We start from the raw sequence: 16,465 nt of genomic DNA, 5'->3' as shown, positions 1-16,465 counted from the left end.
CGCATGACTTTCGACTCCCCCCTCAGCGCCTGGCAACACGCCGTTCAACACAAGGGCTTCATCCAGGATGAAGCCCAGGAACACGCGGTCTGGGCGCTGCAAAAATGCCACGAAGCCCTGCACGCCGGTGTCCGTTCGGTCACCGGCGTTTATCTGTGGGGGCCGGTCGGGCGCGGCAAGACCTGGCTGATGGATCAGTTCTATCAGAGCCTGCGGGTGCCGGCGCGACGCCAACACTTTCATCACTTCATGGGCTGGGTGCATCAGCGCTCGTTCCAGTTGACCGGGATTGCCGATCCGTTGCGCGCGCTGGCCAAGGAGCTGGCGGCGCAGGTGCGGGTGCTGTGCTTCGATGAGCTGTTCGTCAACGACATCGGTGACGCGATCATTCTTGGTCGGCTGTTTCAGGTGATGTTCGACGAAGGCGTGGTCATCGTGTGCACGTCCAATCTGCCGCCGGATGATCTGTACGCCGACGGCTTCAACCGCGACCGTTTTGTCCCGGCGATTGCCGCGATCAAGGCGCATATGCAGGTGGTCGCGGTGAATGGTGCCGAGGATCATCGACTGCATCCGGGTGCAGGTCTGCAACGTTACTTTGTGGCCACGTCCTCGCTCAGTGCGCTGGACGAAGTGTTTCAGGCTTTGACCGCCGGGCAACCGGCCAGCCGCGAACCGGTGTCGGTCGGGCATCGCCAGTTGAACGTGGTGCAGGCCAGTGAAACGGTGTTGTGGTGTCGCTATGCGGATCTCTGCGAGCAACCGTTCGCCGCCATGGATTTCATCGCACTGTGCGACCGTTACACGGCTATTCTGTTGAGCGAAGTACCCAATCTCAGCGCACAGAAACGCGAAGGGCGCATCGCGCGTGGCACCGAAGACGGCGCGCAGCGGGTGGTGGCGGGTGACCGTGAGTTGCCGCAACTGTCGGTCCACGATGACGGCGTGCGACGTTTCATTGCGCTGGTCGACGAGTGCTATGACCGCAAGGTGCCGCTGTACATCGAGGCGCAAGTGCCAATGGATGCGCTGTACACCGAGGGTTATCTGGAATTCCCGTTCCGCCGCACCCTCAGTCGCTTGCAGGAGATGCAGCTGCAGCGCTTTGCCGAAGCTTGAGTGAAGAGGGCGCCGACATGAGCCAACCGCTTTCCCATCATCTGCTGACGATGGCTTACCAGAATGCCTGGGCCAATCATCGTCTGGCCAAGGCCTGGAGCCAGCTCGAAGCGGCAGATCTGGCCGCGCCTCGGGTGAGTTTTTTTCCGAGCATTCGTCTGACCCTCAATCACATCCTCACCTGCGACTGGTTCTACGTCGATGCACTGGAACGCGAGTTGCGTGGGGACGAGCCGCATCCCGACTGCTATGTGTTTTTCAATGCGGATGAGCCATTTACCGACGGCCCACCACTGCGCGAAGAGCAGGCCCACGTTGATCGGCGCCTGATCGCCTATTGCGAGCAACTGCGCGATGCCGATCTGGGCCGAATCGTCACCATCGCACGCGACACGCCGCAGCACGACAGCCGTTTGCGCATGCTTTCGCACCTGTTCGAGCATCAGCTTCATCACCGCGGCCAGGTGCACGCGATGCTCAGCGACACGTCGGTGAAACCGCCGCAACTGGATGAGTTCTTCTGTGTCGGCGAAAGTGCTCTGCGTGCCGAAGATTTCGCCGAACTCGGCTGGACCGAGGAACTGATCTGGGGGCACTGACCAAGCAAAGGATCGCAACCTTCGGCAGCTCCTGCATCTGATTACCTGCAGGAGCTGCCGAAGGCTGCGATCTTGCGGGTTGCCCGCCGGATCATCCTCGCGCTAAGGTCAGACAGCCTTTCAGTGCGCACTTTGCGTGCCGGGGCTTTTGTGTGTTCGGGGATGGAAATGGATTCCACAGAGATTCTTGTACTTCAAGCCAGCTACAGCAATCCAACGCACGCCGAGGCCATCGGTATTGTGCTCAATCATTATGCTGAAGACCCTATGGGCGGCGGTCATTCGCTTGACCCTGATCTGCTGCGTCGGCTGCCTGAAGAACTGGCCCGGCGACCGCATGCGTTCAGCGTGCTGGCCTTTGTCGGTGGCGAACCGGCGGGGCTGGTGAACTGCTTTGAAGGGTTTTCCACGTTTGCCTGCAAACCGCTGGTCAACGTTCACGACGTGGCGGTGGTGGGCCAGTTTCGTGGCCTCGGTCTGAGCCAGAAAATGCTGCAGAAAGTCGAGGAAATCGCCCGTCAGCGTGGCTGCTGCAAGATTACCCTCGAAGTGCTGGAAGGCAACGCCGTGGCGCAGAATGCTTACGGCAAATTCGGCTTCGCGCCAGGCATGTTCGACCCGAATTACGGGCGCATGCTGTTCTGGATCAAGAATTTGCAAGCCTGAAAGCCCCTCACCCGGAGGGAGAGGGGACTGACCGAGGTGATGGGTCGAGGTACGCCGACCTGAAACATCGAGCCGCACTCAGGTTTGAAAAGCCCACAAATCAAACGCCAAACCTGCCTACAGGCAAACGGCGATCCTGAAAACACCACAAAACAGCTCCCTCTCCCTCGGGAGAGGGCTGGGGTGAGGGGCGAATTCACCACAAGTCGAAAGCCGGACACCCATTCCTGATTAATCAACAGAATGACCACAAAAAAAGGCGCCCCAATCAGGGCGCCCAACTGTTTTCTCCCAGGCCAGAGCGGAGCCACGGGAGGTCCATCGGTTGCTCGGTCAATCTCAGTCGCGATAGGACTCGGTCACTTGCGCGGTCTGGTCGGCGGGAACGCGAATTTCTTTCGCGTTGGCGTCGCTCTGCTGCGCGCTCTGGGCGTGGTGAACCGGGAAGTTGTCGTAGTAATACCGCATGCGCTCAGCGCCGCCTTCGGCGAAGACGCTGGCAGAACCCAGGGCAAACAGCCCGGCAAGGATTACGGTAGCGATTTTCATGGTGCCTCCTACTGAACAAGTGGGAGCCGTTTCATCCATGAATCAGAACTCGAGAGGAGTCTCTCCCGTGTGAATTAACACGGGGTTAACGCTCGTTCAGTGTAGGTTTTGCAGCAGGTTGCAGAGCGATATCTGACAGACGCGGCGCCCATCGATCCAGGCGCACCGCGTCAGAGGGGGACGGGTCAGAGCTTCCAGTCGAGACTCACCGTTAGCGTGCGCGGATCTCCCCAATACACGCCGTCGTAGAAGCCGACGTTGTCGTAATATTTCTTGTCGAACAGATTGTTGACGTTCAGCGATGCTGACAGGTGCCTGTCGAACTCATACCGCGACATCAGGTTGACCACGGTGTAGCCGCTCTGGTTGATGCGTGTCTCTTCGGTGCCGAGGCCAACCGGTCGGGGCGCGGTGCCATACATATCGCTTTGCCAGTTCACCGCGCCGCCCACGGTCAGCGCCTGCCATTCGCCCGGCAGACGATACGCGGTGGACACACGCAACAGGTTCATGGGCTGATTGGTGTTGGTGCGCTCGCTTTCGCCGTCGACCGAGTGTGTGTAGGTGTATCCGGCAGTCATGTTCCAGGCACGAAGAATTTCCCCGGACACTTCAGCTTCGAAGCCGTTGACCTTGTTGCCCTTGCCACCGGACTTGTAGAACTGTTCGCGGGTAACCGGATCCGCCGGCACCGAATTGTCCACTTCAGCAACATTATCCTGCTTGCTCCAGAACAGCGCCGTGGACAGATTCAGGCGTTCCTCGAGCAAACTGCCCTTGAGGCCCAGCTCATAGTTTTTACCCACTACCGGGTCGATGTACTTGCGATTCTTGTCGCGGTTGCCCTGAGGTTTGAAGATGTCGGTGTAACTCACGTACACCGTGTATTCCGGGGTCAGGTCATACAGCAGTCCGGCGTAAGGCGTCCAGACATCGTTCTGTTTCTGGCTGGTGTAATCGACTTTGGTCAGCTGTCGATTGGCGTTGTAACTGTTGGTGGTGCTGGAGGCTTGCCAGCTGCCGTAGCGACTGCCCAGCACCGCGTGCAGTTCATCGGTCAGGCTCAGGCGCGTGGCGATGTATCCGGCTTTCTGCCGGGTATCGTCCTTGGCGCCGGTGAGATCGGTGACGGTGTCACTGAATTTGGCGATATCGCCCATGTATTTCCAGTCGCGGATAGTCCCGTAACCTCTGGGGCGTGGGCTGGCGATGGTGTACGGAGAGTTCGAGCGGCGCTCGGCCTCTCCGTAGCCGAACATCATTTCGTGCTCGCGGCCCAGCAGCGAGTAGGGGCCGGAGACATTGAAGTCATACGCCTGCATTTTCTGCGTGCCGATCATGTGCGAGGTGTAGGCGCTCATGCCGCTGCGGTCGGGCTCGGGATATCCGGTGCCAGCGTAATAGACCTTGCCGTCGGTATTGCTGTCGCGGTGGGTGTACGCCGCTTTCAGGCGCCAGCCGCCGGCCAGTTGCTGATCGAGAGTGGCGAACGCGGTTTTGTCCTGCAGCGGCCAGGAACTCCACGACGTCGCCATGTTGGTCGAACGTCCCAGACTGGCCTTGCTGCCATCGGCATTCCAGTAGGGCACGGTGCCCCAGGACGAACCTTGCACATGCTTGTTCTGATAGTCGTAACCGACCGCCAGCACGGTGGAATCGGTCAGATCCGCCTCGAGCACGCCATATCCGACTTCCCGTTGCAGCGCGTATTTGTCTTTGATCGACTGGTTGTCGCGATAGGCCAGCACCGTGCGTCCGCGAAGACGACCGTCGAAAGCCAACGGCCCGCCGACATCGACGTAGCTGTAGTAATTGTCGTAACTGCCGCCACTGACCCCGGCCAGCGCTTGCCATTGCGCGGTCGGGCGTTTGCGCACCATGTTGATGGTCGCCGACGGATCACCCGCACCCGTGGTCAACCCGGTGGCACCGCGTACTACCTCGATACGGTCGTAAATAATCGTGTCGGAATCGGACTTCATGCGATCGAAGGTATTGAGCATTCCGTCGATCTGGAAGTTGTTGATCGCATAGCCGCGCGACGAATAGCTGACCCGATCCGAATCCAGATGCTGCACCACAATGCCCGTGGTCTGGCGCATGGCCTCGGACAATGTACCGAGTTTGAAATCATCCATCTGCTGACGTGTGATCACCGAGACCGATTGCGGAGTTTCCTTGATCGACAGGTTCAGACGAGTAGCGGTGCTCATCGCGCCGGTGGTGTAGGACTCGGTGTTTTCGGTGGTCGTGCCCAAGCCTTGCGCACTGACGTTGGTCTCGGCCAGCTCCAGCGCTGTGTTGCTGGGTTTCAGCGGCTTTTCGGCTTCGGTTTCAGCCAGCAGACCGCCGCTGAATGCAGCGCTGCACAGACCGAGGGTGAGGGTCATGGAACGGGTAATGGGCGCGAACATCGCAGCCGACTCCTTGTCTTCGAGGGAAAAAATCCGTTTGTTCAAAGACGAGGCGTGGGGCGGGGATTTAGTATCAAACGAGAAATATTGTTATTTGAAAGTGTTTCAGCGGTTGGCTCGACCACGGTTCAAACGTAAAAGATCGCAGCATTCGGCAGCGCCTGCACCGATCCCTGTAGGAGCTGCCGAAGGCTGCGATCTTTTGATCTTGCCGATATCAGACCCGCAAACGAATCTGCCGGCCCAGCACATCCATCACGTCACAGCCATCACGCAACAACATCGCCGCTGCATGGGCCAGTTGCTGCACATCGGCGCCTTTGGCGGACGAGATATCCAGACTGGCCAGACTTTCCATCATCTGCGTCACCGCCAAAAAGCGACTGGCCGCGCTAGCGTGCAAGACATCCAGTGGTGCTTCGGTGGAGACCAGTAACACCGGAATGCTGTCCTCGTTGTGGGTCATCGAAAGGTGCGCTTTCATACGTCACCTCTGGTCTGAGCGGTGTGCTGACTGGCGATGGAAGCCAGGACCAGTGCGCGGGCGTTGGCGAGCATTTGCTGGCTGGCCCAGCGCAGCGAGCTGCTGTGATCCGGGCGAGCGACGCTAGGGGCTTGGTGAGCGAGGGCTTCGGCGCAGTTGAGGTAGACGGCCGCGTGTTCGAGGGCGTCGAGGAGCGAGAGGTCGGGACGGACGCGGAAGGGGTGGTGAGCGATGTGGTCGCAGGGAGTCGAGGCTGTGTTTGCTTGCTTCATAAGTGAGGTATCTCTTTCAGAGTTAAAGAGAGCTGCCACTTGATCGCCGTCAAACGAATGGGTGGCAACTGTGCGCAGGTTGACGGACCGGTCCTCACAAACCCGGCGCATCCGAAGATGCCCCACACACAGTCACCATAGGCAATGAGCGGGCACAAAAGTGCACGAGCAGAGAAAGGCTATGCGCGTAGTAAGGAAGTCCGAGCCGTCAAACCCGATCACGAATGAGTCGTGACAGGCGCGAGGATAGGGAGTGAGAGCAGGACAGTCAACCGCTGCAATCTTCCGGAGTTTGCCGGGCTTTCTTGTAGGAGAAAAGCTACTCGCGATGAACATTGATGAGCGCCCAATGATGCTGAATATCGCAGAGCCCACGTCGACAAAATGGTGAGGTGTCATCAATTGATGTTCCACCAACCTGGGACGCAAACGCTGTATTCAGTCTCTGGAATATTCGACCTCGTCGGCGAATCCCGCCAGATCCGCCCCGACAACGCGCTGGCCAACGCCGACGCACAATGAGTTCAAGGAAGGCAATCGTGCCCGGTGGCGCGGCCGGGCTTCAAACCCGGTTGGGGAGGGCATCCGTTCCCGGGCAGGTTCGATTTCGGCTGCCTTCCGCCAGTTTGCCAAAAGCAAAAGATCGCAGCCTTCGGTAGCTCCCACAGGGATTGGTTTAGGAGCTGCCGAAGGCTGCGATCTTTTAATCAACAGTGCAGAAAATGTAGCTTGGCTCTACTTAACGTTTGAAGTGTCTGGTATTGCCCATGCTCGAAAAGTTATTAAGACCAGTTTATTTCATCAAGGAAGAAACCGGGGTCGATAGGTTCGCTTAAACACTTTAGAATGAAGTGGGAGATGTACTGTCCAGTGGTCGCTTCATATTTCACTGTGGCTGGCTGAGTTCTTGCGAGTGGAATAAACTCGCTATATAGCTGTTCTTGATCATTGTAATAAATTACTTGATGCGTATCGTTACCGTCAACGTGCATTACTACGAATGAAACTTTGGTGGCCACTCCATTCCAACTAAATTTGCCGCTAGTTCTATTAGTGCAAAGCAGTGTTCTTTGTCCAAATATAGGTCTAAGGCTTTCGGGGGTGTCTAATGTCCGAAATACCTGTGTTGGAGAGAGGGCCGATAAAAGAGTGAAGATGATTCCACTTTCAAATTTGATAGGCGTGTCAATTTTAAAGCTTTGAATGTCTGCGTTGTCCCAGTTCTCATGCCCTGATGAAAGGTTTTTGGATTTGATAATATAGGTGCAAATGGGGAAAACAACCGCTTTATCAGTATTTGCCACTTTATTGAAGTTTACCTTGAAGCTAATCGTCAGCGGCAGTCCATTTTTTAGTTCTCTTAACCAGGCAACCTGTGCCGGCGTTACCAACCCTTCTACCTGTTGATGCGCTTCTCCTGCCCAGAAGGTTTTTTCTACGGCGTCACCGTTCTTGTTAGTTCCGTCGTAACGCAGCCAAATACACTGATTCGAAGCCTGCAACGGCCATTTTTCGATCCTGAGTTGCGCACCTTCCGCCAGTTCCATCACTTCCAGTTCATCGCCTATCGCCCCGTCGATGGCTGGCGTCGGAAGATTCGTATCGCCATCAGTAATCGATAGCACAGTCAGATCCAATTCATCCGAATTCTGCGGTACGGCATTACGGATGACGGTGTAAGTCACTTTCACCGGTTTGCCTAGATTGAACGCGACCACTGAATTCGGCAGCGCCACTTCCTTGTCTGCTTGCGCGGTCACCTCGAAGGGGCCGGCCGTTGCGCTGCCCTCACCGGGCGTGCCGCTCCAGGTCACGCTGACCTGGGTCCCGATCATGTTTGTGTAAGCCGGAATTACAGCGGTCAGTGTGTCGCTGGCCGCGAATGGATCGAGACTGTCGTCACTGGCTTCCTTGATACGAGGCTCTTTCAGATCGAGGGCTCTGATCGTATAAACCTTCACCGGCGCATCAATCGCCTCAGCCTCCTCACGACTCAACGTCAACGCCGCTTTGAAATGCAATTCCAGCCGACTGCCATCCGCCAGGTCCTTGATGGCGTTGTACGCCAGCGTATGTGTGTATTGACCGCTGTTGAACCAGTTTTGATTAACGTAGGAAGACGGCCACGGCCATACCACGTGATGGAAGGCATCGCCGTTATTCTTCGTACCTTTGAGGTTCAGTCCTACCCGATGATTGGCGGCTATAAATGCCCAGACGCCAGCGAGAATCGTTGCGCCCAACGTCACCTTCGCCAGATCCAGCACCGTGCCCTCGGCCTGCTCGATGCTGATTTTGTCCAGCTCTGTCGCAGGCAGCGGCGTGACGCTGACGGTCAGAGGCAAAGATGGAGTTGTCTGGCCTGCGGTGACTTCGTAGCTGAGTGTGAAGGTTTTGGTTTCGTTGCCGATGTTGGCTGCAATGGCTTCGGCGGGAATCAGGAACTCGACGCTGCCGCTGGCAACGCCCGGTTTGGCCGGGATGTCCGGTGAGCCGACGCCGGGTGTCCCGAGCATGCTCAGTTTGATGTTATGTGTTTCGTTCATGCCGGTGTAGGCCACGATCACTCGGGCGCCGTTTTGCACGTTCAGCGGCGCCAACGATACGTTGGCACCTGTGCCGGTGGCTTCCGGCATATGTGGCAATGGCAAGGGGTTTTCCAGCGCCACCCCCACACTGAACTCCAGCGGCTCGGCATAACTCGTCCGCCCATCCGCACGCTTGATTTCGTACCGGGCGATCACCGTCCCGCCTTCATTGCCCTTGATCTCCTCGGCCGGGATGGTGAACGGTACTTGCTTACCGGCGGTGAATTCGTTCAGCTTGATCGAATCGGGGTATTCGTCGGTGATCGAGCCGATCCAGAACATGAAGACTTCATCGCCTTTGACCGTTTCGGTGTACGGCACGGTCAGGGTTGTGCCGGCGGTGTCGGCTGGCAGAACCCCGTCGACCACGCCAGCCACCACTGGTTCGGGCAGTTCCAGGCGCGGTTCGCCGACTTGCAGGATGTCGGTGTGGATCGACTCGCGAATGGCGCGGGTGGCGGCGTACTTGTCCAGCGTGGCGAGTACCGCATCCTCGATCAGTTGCTGGTAGTAGAACTCCGCCGTGCCGCCGTTGACCGGGGCCAGGTGTTTGCCGTCGATGTTGTACAACAACGGTTTCGCCGCAACGATGTCGTTGCGGGTGATGAGGCGAAGAGGCAAGTCAGGCAGGTAAGGTTTGAGACCAGGCGTGGTGCCGAGCATGAATATCTTGAGAACCTGGCCTTCGGCAAAGGATTTGTCGAATGGAATCTCCAGGCGTATCTGGGCCAGCGTCGGGTCCAGCGCCCCGGAGTCCTCGTCCAGCATGATCGGCGCGGCCAGCCGCTGGACTTCGCCGATGGCGCGGATGAACTGGGTTTTGGCACGTAGATCAGCAGAGCCATCGGCCTTTTTCAGGCGATAGGACAGGGCGATCTGGCTTTTTGCCAATTGGCGCAGGAGGCTATTGGCGATTTTGGTTTCATGGGTGGTCGGCACGCTGACCAAGGCTTCACCCAGCACTTCAATATCAACCGGCGGGCCTTCTTGTGGTGTTCCCTTGATTGTCAGGATGGGGATGTCGCCGACCTTGAACGAGGAGCCTGACACCCAGACCTGCGCTGTGCCGTCGGCGTCGCCCAGTTTGTCGACGTCCAGCACATTGTTCAGCGCCTCCTTGAGCAATGGCGCGACCAAGCGCGTTGTGTCCACTGCCACCAACACCCGTTGTTCGACACTCCAGTCCGATGATCGATTGTCGACCAGATCGTAAACCTCGAAAACCACAGCCAGACCCGAGTCGTCGGAGTCGCCGGCCTTGCGGATTTTGCCTTCCTCGATCTTCACGGTGATTGAGTCCGTGCCATCAGCCTGCGCTTGGGTCAGCGGGGCGCTGAGTACAAATACGCCGCCCCAGCTACACCGGATCACATCGCCGGCCGCGGCGAATGGATAGGGTGGCTTGCCATCGGCGTTGCCGATGGTGATCAGTACGCCAGCGGCGACGTTATCCTCGTCGATACCCCCCTTGAGAATCTCCTCAGGGATGGTCATGACCAGATCCGGATGCCCCGGCTCTTCGCTATGATCCTCGCCACCTGGGCGGGTGAGCTTGACCAGCACCTGCATCTCTAGCGAATGTTCGGCCGTCCCGCCCTGCCGGGTAACGCTGTAGGACAAGGTGTATGTGCCCTCGGTGATATGCCGCGCCTCCACGAACATTTGCAGCTCGGTGCCGACTTCGTTCTCATCAACGGTTTTTGGCAATATCTCCTGGGTCTTGTCCTTGTAGATCACCAGCTTGTCGAGGCGATTCATCGGCGCCCAAGGCCCGGCCTGGCACAACAGACCCTGACGCGGAAAATTGTCCAGTGCCGCGGCGCGGTTGATGCCCCAGACCTTGGGCGTTTCGGACACTGGCCCGGTACGGCCGGGGATCTTGAGTTCATTGAGGATCAGTGGGGCGTTGTCAGGCTGGTCTTTGGCGGACATGGGAGGGGGACTCCGTGGCGGAAAGTGACGGAGTGATTGAACGGCTAAATAGCGATTTGCGCACCTGTCAGATCTGACAGGTGCGGGCTTGAATCCGACGGATGGTGATTTTGGGAGAGGTCGAGTCGATGCTGAAAAAGCCTTAGAGATTGATTGTTCCCGCGCGCAGCAAAGGAATGCAGCCCGGTGCGCTCTGCGTCCCTTCCAGAGCCGAACGCAGAGCGTCCGTTGAGGCATTCCCACGCGGGAGCGCGGGAACGATCATCGGTGGGGGTGCGCTATTGGGGTAAATCCAGATTATCCATCACCCGATTCACCGCCAGTTCGCCCAGCATGATCAGTTGCGCGATCCCTGAAAGCGTCCGTCGCTGGAAGTCATTGGCGATGGTTCTGGCGGAGGCGAGGGTTTCGCAGGCATCGGCCAGCAATTCCTCGTTTTTGAAGTCCGCGGTGACGGCGTACATCCGGCGGGTTTTACGGGGTGGCGGCTGTACGCAGGTTAGCGATCCGGGTCACAGAAACCCCGGGTAGACCCGAAGGTCTCCCACGCACAGCCACCATGACGCCAAGTGCAGACAGACAAAGCTGCAATTGAGACTGGGGATTGAGCGTCTGTAAGGTATCGGATCGCTAAACCCGATCGCTGATTCGTCAGCGACCGATCCACGATAAGGCCCAACCCCAAGGCGCACAAACCGGCGGATTCTGGCGTAGCTGTAGGCAATGGCGCAAGGATATGTAGCCTTGAAGACGTGTCTTGAGGTGTCTCTTAAACGCAGGAGTTTAAAAGGCAAAAAGTATCTGGAGTATTTTGATCGCATCGGCGTGACAAGGCGTATCGGTGAATCCCGCTAGATCCGCTCCGACAACGCGCTGGCCCACGCCGACGCACAATGAGTTCAAGGAAGGCAATCGCGCCCGGTGGCGCGGCCGGGCTTCAAACTTGGTTGGGGAGGGCATCCGCTCCTGGGCAGGTTCGACTCCGGCTGCCTTCCGCCAGTTCTTACAAATCAAAAGATCGCAGCCTTCGGCAGCTCCTACTCACATATCTGTAGGAACTGCCGAAGGCTGGTGATCTTTTAATTCGAAATGCTGGAAAAACGTAGTCTGGCCCCGTTTAGTCCCAGCCTGCAGCAGTTCCTACAATGAATCGCTTAGGAGTTACTGAAGACTGCGATCTTCGATCAGAAATGCAGATAACGTGGTCTGCCCCCGTTTAATTCCGTTTAACTGTAATTGTAGTTATTTATATAGTCGAATGTGATCGATCTGGTATTTAAATGAAAAGCCTCCGGTCATATTTAGCTCTATTGCATTGAAAAAATCGGATGACGCTATTTCGCAGAGATTTGGAGTAAGTTCAGAGCCGCTAACTGTTAGTTGTCCTACGTTGGTTGTGCCGTTTTTAAGGATGATATGTCCACGTATGCTTCTGTCTGATTTTATCCAGAATGATATTTTTTTGTATTGATTTTTAAGGTTTATTATGTATGATTTGCCGTAGAAGTCGGTGTAAAAGTGACTGATAAACAGCACTTTTCCACTTATTTTTTCTGGGTAAAAATCATCAGTGTTGCAAATTGCTGCATAATACTGAGGGCCGGCACCATCAAGTAAATTTTTAATAGTCATTAGTGGAGTTTCCATTGTTGCATTTAAATCGACAATTCTTTGATCTACTACGTTGTCGAAGTTTTCTTCTATATAAGGCTCAACTACCCTTAAGGTTCTCGGAGGATTGGATGACATCTCACTGCCATACAACGCCTTGGCGGTAAAGCTGTGTGCAGCCACAGCCAGGGCACTGACGAGCAGCGTCCAGACACCGGTTGTGGGATCTGCAGGTGCCGGACCTTTGGAGACTGCGCCGTCAAAGATTTCGACTTTCTGGCCTTTGGCAGCGATGCCGCTCAGGGTTACGGCCGTTTCCTCCGTTTCCCCGCCTTGAGGGATTTCAACATTGCTGGGAGAGCCTATCACCGCATCGATAGTTGGAGCAGTTGCCTGGCCAACTCCCAACGTCAACTCCCGCGAATGCCCCAGCGTTTCTCCCCCCGCTGAATACTGTAATCCGCCACCACCGTGCCGTTACGATTGGCAGTCACGAATGCCTTGCCCACCGTGAACTTCACCGGTTTACCCACCGTGGCCGGAATCATGTCCAGATAATCGCTGGTGCTGCCGCCGCTGGCCGAGCCGCGCCAGCGGTAGGTCACGCGGTCCTTGTCCTGGGTGCCGAGGAAGGGCGCGACCAGCGTTGCGCCGGTCGGCGACACCTTGTCCGGATCCAGCACGTCATCGGCGTCTGCTTCTTCGACTTCCGGGCGATCAAAGGTCGGCATTGGCACGCCCACCTGCATGATGAATGGCAGCGATTCGCGCACGCTCAGCAGCAGGTTGTCTCTGTTGGTGACGACGTAGTAGACCTTGACGCTCAGGCCATCGAAACGCTGGATATCGCTCTGGGCAACGGCGCGCAAGACGGGCTCGCCATCCGCTACGTTGCCGACTTGGCGCGGGTCCTCGTAGTAAACAGGGTCGCCGCCGGGCGCCTTTGCTTCCCAGATCAGGTTCAGCAGATCACTGCCGTTGCGACCGACGTACCACGGAATACTCACCGTCGCCCACGGTGTATCGACTGGCAACGTCCCGCCAGGTGCCTCGGCGACGCCAGGCGCGAGCAATCGGCTGATGTCGCCGACGACGCTGACGCTCGCGTTTTTCGAGGGGCGGTCGGATTCACCCTCGCGGCGCCGGACAAAACCCACCGACGCACTGCCCTTGGCGATGGCGCGCACGGCTTCGTTGGGGATGGTGAAGTCGAGCTGAAAGGGCACGAACTCCACCGGCATCGATAACGGGCCGACGATGATTTGCGGGCCTTGGGCGGGGGTGCCGGTCCAGGTCAGGAGCACTTCATCGTTCACGGCAAAGTCTTTAGTCGGCGTGTACACGCGAACGATGACGTCGTCGTCACCCAGTGTGTCGAGGTCCACCCGATCGGTCGGCTTGCCTTGGACCAGCACCAGTGGTGAGTCCAGTCGGTCGCCGTTCATGTCCACCAGCACCGACTGTAGGGCTGACCACGGCGCGCGCTCGTCGGGGTAGTTGCCGCAGCGGTCGACCACCTGAAACGCCACGGCCACCGCTGAGCCATCGCCGGCGGCCTTGATCAGCGTGTAATCGAAAGTGATGTCGATGGGGTTTTTCAGCGGATCCGCCGCTTGTTCCGGGCTGACCAGATGCAACACTTGCTGGCTGCCCCAGCGGGCGTGGATGCGGTCGTAGCGGGTCAGGTTGCGGTAGGGGGTGATGCGCATCGTCACCACGTCGGTTTCCAAAAAGTCCTGGTCGACTTCGTAGCGGTCGAGGGAAAAATTGAGGTCGGAGTGGCCGTCATCACCGGGGATGTCGTCGTATTCGCCGGGGCGGGTGAGTTTGATCAGCAGTTTCAAACGGGGCCTGGATTCTTCGCCGGGATGGTTCTTGCCGGAAATCTTGTAGTAAACGTTGGTGGCATCACCGTCGAGCACAAAATCCTTGGCCAGGGTGAAGGTCACATCCCGATTGAGTTCGGACTCGTATTGAATGGTCTTGCTCCACACTGCCTGCGTAGCGTTGTTCCAGAAAACATCGACCCGGTCGCCGATGCTCATGGAGAGCCAGGCAGGCACAGTGCCTTGCAACCCGTTTTCCACCGCACGAATGGGGATGCCGCCATCGTAGTCTTCCGCTGGGTCGAGTGGGTTCAGGGCAGGGAAGTAGAGGGACTTCAGGGCATCCGGTGTTGGGTTGGACATGGGGGCGTGCTCCGTTCGGTGAGGTGACGGAGTGATTGAAAGCGGATTGGTGGAATTGCGCACCTGTCAGATCTGACAGGTGCGGGCTGAAATCCGACGTGCGGTAGGCGTTTGCACAATGGATCGTTCATCGAACGATCCGGATTTCCGAAGGCATAAAAAAAGCTCTGCATCTTTCGATACAGAGCTTTTCAACGATCAGGCAGAGCGCTATTCAGTTGCTCTCATGCCTGCACATCCAACGCAACGTTATTGCTCCACGGCGTCAGCGACGGTTGCGGTCGGTTTCTTCGGCTTCATCAAACTGAAGTCGATCAGTGCACGCTGATCGGTCTGATACGGGTCGCCGATCAGCAGTGGCCGCACCTTGAAACTGTCACTGACCAGGCTCTTGCTGCGGTCGAGCTCATCGAAACTCAAGCCGGCGAGGTCGGCCCAGGTGTGGATCAAGTGCGAGCTGCTGTACGGGCGATCCAGATCGCCGGCAAAGTTCCAGTCGTGGTTGGCCTTCCACTTCGGTGACGCCCAGGCCATGAACGGGATGGTGTACATCGGCGCGGTCGGTTTGTTTTCGTTGCGACCCAGAGTCTTGTGGCCCACCGAGTCGAATACGTCTTCACCGTGGTCCGAGAGGTACAGCAGGAAGCCGTTCGGATCGGATTTGGCGTAATCCTTGATCAGGCTCGACACCACGAAGTCGTTGTACAGCACGGCGTTGTCGTAGCTGTTGTAGGTTGGCACCTGATCATCACGCACGCCCGGTGGTACGCCGTTGCGGTCCTGGAATTTGTCGAACGTCGGCGGATAGCGGTACTGGTAGCTCATGTGTGTGCCGAGCAAATGCACAACGATCAGCTTGCGCGGTGCCGCGTCGGTCAACGCCTTGTTGAACGGCTCGATCACGTCGCCATCGTACTGCGCGGCGTTCTGGTTGCGGTTGTTGTTCAGGTACACCTGTTCGTCGGCCTGCTCGGAGAAGGTCGTGAGCATGGTGTTGCGCTTGGTCATTGTCTGCTGGTTGGTGATCCAGAAGGTTTTGTAGCCTGCCTGTTTCATCATGCTGACCAGCGACGGCGTCGACAGGTACAGATCCGGATTTTCTTCGTCGGCAAAGGTCAGAACCTGCTGCAACGCCTCAATGGTGTAGGGGCGAGGGGTGACGACGTTGTCGAACACCGCCAGTTGATCCTTGAGCTTGTCGAGTTCCGGGGTGGTGTTGCGCTGATAACCGTAGAGGCTCATGCGCTGGCGGTTGGTCGACTCACCGATGACCAGCACCAGGGTCTTCGGCTGATCGGCCGAGGCATCCTTGAGATTTTTCAGCGGCGGAATCTTGCTGACGTTGTGCAGCATGCCCTGCATGTCGGCGAGGGTTTCCTGGTAACGGTGATAGGCCACGACCATCTGCCATGGCACCGCCGGCTCAATGCGGGTTTCGAATTTCTCGAAGCCTTGGGCGAAGGTGCCCATGCGCAGGGTTTGCTTGACCAGCGGATAACCGATCACTGCAATCAGAATGGCCATTGCTGCGACGAATGCACGGCCACGGGGCATGTACACCGGGCGCAGACGCGTCCACAGGAAGTAAGCGAAGGCAGTGTGTGCGAGGAACGCAGGGACCATCCACCAGGCAAAGTATTGGGTCATGTACTCGCCGGCTTCGGACACGTTCGACTCGAACATGATGAAGATGACGCTCTGGGAGAATTCCTGCTCATAGATGAAGAAGTAGCCCAGGCTGGCCATCGAGCAGGCCCACAACACCACGCCGATGATGGCGGCGAGCAGTTTGGTGCGTTTGGGGAACAGCAGCATCGGCGCCAGCCAGATCGCGCTCATGACGAACGCCTGACGGAACCCGGTGAAGCCGGAAGTGCCGGTCAGCTGGATCAGCAGTTGGGTGATACCCGAGAAGTACCAGAAGAATACAAACAGCCAGAGAAAACCGGCCCAATCGAAACCTGTCGCAGTCGTTTTGCTGCGTTTGAACAATGCCATTCGGCGCTCCAGCTCACTCGTTACAACCACCGCCGGAACATCCA

The 16,465-nt window shown here is 57.5% G+C and carries 12 protein-coding genes, 2 tRNA genes and 1 pseudogene; 6 read left to right on the top strand and 9 right to left on the bottom strand.

Annotated elements, in window-relative coordinates:
* Positions 1-3 precede the first annotated feature (3 nt).
* The 3 genes from zapE to AB4N44_RS03605 all read left to right on the top strand — a co-directional run bounded on the left by zapE (position 4) and on the right by AB4N44_RS03605 (position 2,384).
* On the top strand, positions 4-1,119 hold the full coding sequence (zapE, locus tag AB4N44_RS03615; RefSeq protein WP_460158181.1) for a cell division protein ZapE: 1,116 nt from the start codon (positions 4-6) through the stop codon (positions 1,117-1,119).
* A 17-nt stretch (positions 1,120-1,136) separates the two neighbouring features.
* Positions 1,137-1,718, top strand: a complete 582-nt coding sequence (locus AB4N44_RS03610) for a DinB family protein (RefSeq protein WP_127927903.1) — start codon at positions 1,137-1,139, stop codon at positions 1,716-1,718.
* Positions 1,719-1,886: 168 nt separating this feature from the next.
* Entirely contained in the window at positions 1,887-2,384 is a 498-nt protein-coding gene (locus tag AB4N44_RS03605; protein ID WP_127927901.1) for a GNAT family N-acetyltransferase, read from the top strand.
* A gap of 339 nt (positions 2,385-2,723) precedes the next feature.
* Here the strand turns inward: AB4N44_RS03605 and AB4N44_RS03600 are convergent, their stop codons facing one another.
* The 4 genes from AB4N44_RS03600 to AB4N44_RS03585 all read right to left on the bottom strand — a co-directional run bounded on the left by AB4N44_RS03600 (position 2,724) and on the right by AB4N44_RS03585 (position 6,103).
* Complete coding sequence (locus AB4N44_RS03600) at positions 2,724-2,933, bottom strand: hypothetical protein (RefSeq protein WP_150649465.1); 210 nt, start codon at positions 2,931-2,933, stop codon at positions 2,724-2,726.
* 185 nt (positions 2,934-3,118) lie between these two features.
* Entirely contained in the window at positions 3,119-5,347 is a 2,229-nt protein-coding gene (locus AB4N44_RS03595; protein WP_460110196.1) for a TonB-dependent siderophore receptor, read from the bottom strand.
* 217 nt (positions 5,348-5,564) lie between these two features.
* A complete protein-coding gene (locus AB4N44_RS03590; protein ID WP_150775626.1) occupies positions 5,565-5,831 on the bottom strand; it encodes a short-chain dehydrogenase in 267 nt (88 codons plus the stop codon).
* Positions 5,828-6,103: a DUF3077 domain-containing protein gene (locus tag AB4N44_RS03585; protein WP_160040254.1), complete on the bottom strand. Its 276-nt coding sequence runs from the start codon at positions 6,101-6,103 to the stop codon at positions 5,828-5,830. Before AB4N44_RS03585 ends, AB4N44_RS03590 begins: the two co-directional genes overlap by 4 nt.
* Before the next feature lie 528 nt (positions 6,104-6,631).
* Between AB4N44_RS03585 and AB4N44_RS03580 the strand changes: the two genes are divergently transcribed.
* Positions 6,632-6,727: transfer RNA gene (locus AB4N44_RS03580), tRNA-Sec, on the top strand.
* Between the two features lie 158 nt (positions 6,728-6,885).
* Here the strand turns inward: AB4N44_RS03580 and AB4N44_RS03575 are convergent.
* Together AB4N44_RS03575 and AB4N44_RS03570 are read right to left on the bottom strand one after the other, a co-directional pair.
* Positions 6,886-10,623 carry a hypothetical protein gene (locus AB4N44_RS03575; protein ID WP_460158180.1) on the bottom strand — a complete coding sequence of 1,246 codons (3,738 nt, stop codon included), beginning with the start codon at positions 10,621-10,623 and terminating at the stop codon, positions 6,886-6,888.
* Between the two features lie 278 nt (positions 10,624-10,901).
* Positions 10,902-11,114: pseudogene (locus AB4N44_RS03570) on the bottom strand (DUF6124 family protein); the annotation flags it as partial.
* A 232-nt stretch (positions 11,115-11,346) separates the two neighbouring features.
* On the opposite strand from AB4N44_RS03570, the gene AB4N44_RS03565 reads away from it, so the two are divergent.
* Positions 11,347-11,478 (top strand): SelB domain-containing protein, encoded by a 132-nt coding sequence (locus AB4N44_RS03565; RefSeq protein WP_127927887.1) that lies wholly within the window; start codon positions 11,347-11,349, stop codon positions 11,476-11,478.
* Between the two features lie 48 nt (positions 11,479-11,526).
* Positions 11,527-11,622: transfer RNA gene (locus AB4N44_RS03560), tRNA-Sec, on the top strand.
* 243 nt (positions 11,623-11,865) lie between these two features.
* Here AB4N44_RS03560 and AB4N44_RS03555 read toward each other — a convergent pair.
* The 3 genes from AB4N44_RS03555 to AB4N44_RS03545 all read right to left on the bottom strand — a co-directional run bounded on the left by AB4N44_RS03555 (position 11,866) and on the right by AB4N44_RS03545 (position 16,421).
* The gene (locus tag AB4N44_RS03555; protein WP_460158179.1) at positions 11,866-12,642 is read right to left on the bottom strand and encodes a hypothetical protein; all 777 of its coding nucleotides are present in this window, start codon (positions 12,640-12,642) and stop codon (positions 11,866-11,868) included.
* 2 nt (positions 12,643-12,644) lie between these two features.
* On the bottom strand, positions 12,645-14,423 hold the full coding sequence (locus AB4N44_RS03550) for a hypothetical protein (RefSeq protein ID WP_460158178.1): 1,779 nt from the start codon (positions 14,421-14,423) through the stop codon (positions 12,645-12,647).
* Between the two features lie 249 nt (positions 14,424-14,672).
* Entirely contained in the window at positions 14,673-16,421 is a 1,749-nt protein-coding gene (locus tag AB4N44_RS03545; RefSeq protein ID WP_160040249.1) for a phosphoethanolamine transferase CptA, read from the bottom strand.
* Positions 16,422-16,465: the final 44 nt, after the last annotated feature.

Source organism: Pseudomonas sp. S3_C06 (genome assembly GCF_054667675.1).
This window is presented reverse-complemented; position numbering and strand designations above follow the sequence as displayed.